Raw genomic sequence first — 3,369 nt, 5'->3', positions numbered from 1 at the left:
TCAGCGGGTGATCCGCCCCGGACGGGCCTGTTCGCGTACGGAGGAAGGCCTGCGCCGCTCAGACCTCGATCAGCGTGCAGAACCAGTGCATGCCCGGCGACGCGACGCCCGCGAGCGCCACGAGGTCGCCGCGTGCCAGCTCCCCCGCCTCGACGTGCCGCCACAGACAGATCAGCTGGTCCGCCGCGCCCATGTGGCCGAGCTCGCGGGCGAGTTCGGCGTTGGTGCGCTCGACGGGGATGCCCACCGCGTCGGCGGCGGCGCGGATCGCCTGCTGTCCGTCGTTGACGTAGACGAGCCGGGCGATGTCCTTCCGGTCCTTCCCCGCCCTGGCGAGGGCCTGGTCGACCACGTCGCCGAGCCGCCCGCTGATCTCGTCGGCGAACGCCTTGAAGCGCTCGGGGTCCCGGCCGAAGTGCTCGTAGACCGCTGTCATCGGGTCCGAGCGCAGGTCCTCGCTCCCCGGCGGCGGCAGGGGCACGGCGGAGCCGCCGATTTCGAGGCGGAAGAGGTCCGCGAACTCCGGGTTGGTGAAGCGCGCGGAGGCCAGCCGCCTGAACCGCGGGTGCCCCCTGTGCAGTACGGCCGCGACGGCGCCGTCGCTGGCGATGGAACCGTTGAAGTCCATCCGGTTGCTGTGCGTCTCGCTGACCACGTTGACCAGGACCACCAGCACGGTGTTCGTGTCGGCCGAGAGCGCCATCGCGCCCGCCGCGTGGTCCAGCGCCAGCGACCAGGCGGCGCAGGCCTGGGTGAAGAGCACCGTGGGCGTGCCGTGGGCGCCCAGCGCCCGGGCGAGCGCCGCCGAGCCGTCCCAGCCCAGGTACTCGGGGACGTCGGAGTTGCCGACGACGATCAGGTCGACGTCGGTGACGGCGAGGTCCGCGTTCTCCAGGGCCTCCCGGGCCGCCTGCGCCCCGAGGGCGGTCGCGGTGACGCCGTCGGCGACCTGGTGGTAGCTCTCGTACCCGAGAGCGGCGACGTCCTCCGGGTAGGGCACGTAGTCGGCTGCCGTGGCGGCCACATCCCGCCGCTCGCCGAACGCCATGCCGGTCGAGGCGATGCCCATCTCCACTGACGGTCTCACTTGTTGTCCTTCTCCTTCTCCTGCGGTGGGCGGTGTCTGTGCCGGCGCCGGGGGGGGCGGTGCCCGTGGTGGGTCGTGCCCGTGGTGGGTCGTGCCCGTGGTGGGCGGTGCCCGGCCCTACGCGACCGGTTCGGGCAGCGGCCGGGCGGCCGGCGGCGGGTCGAGTTCCCGTACCTCGGCGAGCGGGGTGTCCAGGACCTTGAGGCGGCGCCTGAAGGTGTGCAGCGAGACCGCCAGCAGGGCCATGGCCCCGGCCATGATGAGGACGGCGTGCTCCACCCCGGCCGCGTCGGCGAGCACCCCCGCCGCCAGCGGGCCGATCCACTGCAGGCCCTGGACGAAGAACCGGCTCAGGGCGGCGACCCTGCCCTGGTACTGGTCCGGGACGAGCCGGACCTCGTAGGACTCGATGACGACGTTCATCGGCACCATGGCCACCATCGCCACCATGATGACCAGACCGATCTGCCACGGGCTCGGGACCGCCACCGCGGCGGCGAAGGACGCCATGAACGCCCAAGCGGACAGCAGGAGCACCCGCCGCGCACCCAGCCGGCCCATCAGCCACGGCCCGACGACGGCCCCGACGACGCCGCCCGCCACCGCGAGGGAGGTCGCGGTGCCGACGGCGGCCGGCCCCCCGCCGCGGTGCTGGACGAGCACCACGAAGAGCAGGATGAAGCCCTCCGCCACCACGTTCAGCAGCGCTCCCCAGACCATCGAGAACACCAGGTACTCGCTGCGCCTGATCATGCGCAGGCCGTCCCGCAACTCCTCGACCAGTCCGGTCCTGGGCGCGTCGTCGGCGCGCTTGTCGGGGCCCAGCGGACGGCGGATCAGTGCGGCGCCCAGGGAGACGAAGAGGAAGGAGAGCGCGTCGAAGAGGAACGGGATCCAGCGGCCCATCGCGTACAGCATTCCGCCGAGGGGGGCGCCGATCAACTGCGCGACCATGTCGCGGCCCATGCTCTGGGCCGTGGCGGCGGCGACCTGCTCCTTGGGGACGATCCGGCGCAGCACCGGCATCGACACGGCGCTCCGCAGCCCGTCCGCGAGCCCGCCGGTCAGGGCCATCGCGCCGATCACGGCGATCGAGGGATCCCCCTGGTACACCAGCAGGGCGACGGCGCCCATCGACAGCGCCTGGACCAGCGGGGCGAGGCACATGATGGCGCGGCGGGACACCCGGTCGGCCAGCACTCCGCCGATCGCGAGGGTCGCGAGCCTGCCGATCATGTGCAGGACGGTGATGAGTCCGGCCTGCGTCGCCGATCCGGTGAGGTGAAGCACGAGCAGCGGGAAGGCGAGCGTCGACATGCTGGTGCCCAGCGCGGACAGGCCGTTGCCTGACCACCAGTACAGGTAGTCGCGGTCGCGCCACAGCGAGGGGGGGCTCTTGGGGCCTTCCGCCGATGCCTCCGGCTCGTCGGGACGCGACTGCGCCATGGGTACCCGTCTCCCCGCCCGTTGGTGTGCTCGTCCGGGCCTGAGCCGTGGACCTTCCCTGCATGCTGGTCGATGCGTCGGGCGCCGGGCCAGGCACTGCACCGGCAACTGTCGGGGGTGCGTTGCCGCCCGTCGCCGGGCGCCTGGGCCGGTGGCATGATCTGCGGGTGATCACTCAGCTCGTCCCCGCGGGGGTCCCCGCGCACGAGGCGTTCGGCGACACGGGCCCCGAGGCGTCCGTCGTGCTCTTCGCCGCCGAACGGGCCGTCGTGGACGGGGTGTTCGAGGAGCGCCGCAGGGAGTTCACCACGGTACGGGGCTGCGCGCGTGCGGCGCTGGACCGGCTGGGGGTGCGGCCCGCGCCCCTGGTGCCCGGCGCACTGGGCGCTCCCGGCTGGCCCGCGGGGGTGGTGGGCAGCATGACCCACTGCCGGGGGTACCGCGCCGCCGCCGTCGCGCGCGCCACGGACTTCGCCGCCGTGGGCATCGACGCCGAGCCGCGGGAGCCGCTGCCCCGTGCGGTCGCGGACCGGATCGTCACGGACACCGAGCGCGGCTGGCTCGACGAGGAGTTCCCGCAGGGCGGCGGCATACCGCTGGACCGGGTGCTCTTCTGCGCCAAGGAGGCGTCGTACAAGGCGTTCTCGCCGTGGGCGGGGGCCGGGTCCGGCTTCGCGGACTACCGGGTGCGGCTGCGGGCCGACGGCACGTTCCGTACGATCCCGCCCGAGGCCGTCCCGGCGGCTGCGGGCCCCTGGGCCGAGGGGTTCACCGGCCGTTGGGCCGTACGCCCCGGGCTGGTGCTCACCGCGGTGGCGCTCGCGGCGTGGCACGGT

Annotated in this window: 3 protein-coding genes; 1 reads left to right on the top strand and 2 read right to left on the bottom strand. The window is 73.8% G+C overall.

Annotated features, from left to right (window positions below; all coding sequences use genetic code 11):
- Positions 1 to 58: 58 nt before the first annotated feature.
- On the bottom strand, positions 59 to 1,087 hold the full coding sequence (locus tag ACWGIG_RS37980; RefSeq protein WP_453326287.1) for a 3-oxoacyl-ACP synthase III family protein: 1,029 nt from the start codon (positions 1,085 to 1,087) through the stop codon (positions 59 to 61).
- 117 nt (positions 1,088 to 1,204) lie between these two features.
- Positions 1,205 to 2,533, bottom strand: coding sequence for an MFS transporter (locus ACWGIG_RS37975; RefSeq protein ID WP_453326286.1), 1,329 nt, complete (start codon positions 2,531 to 2,533; stop codon positions 1,205 to 1,207).
- Positions 2,534 to 2,700: 167 nt separating this feature from the next.
- On the opposite strand from ACWGIG_RS37975, the gene ACWGIG_RS37970 reads away from it, so the two are divergent.
- Positions 2,701 to 3,369, top strand: a 669-nt coding sequence (locus ACWGIG_RS37970; protein ID WP_453326285.1) for a 4'-phosphopantetheinyl transferase family protein, incomplete at its 3' end; no start/stop codon positions are given.

This window comes from Streptomyces sp. NPDC054863 (assembly GCF_053610825.1).
This window is presented reverse-complemented; position numbering and strand designations above follow the sequence as displayed.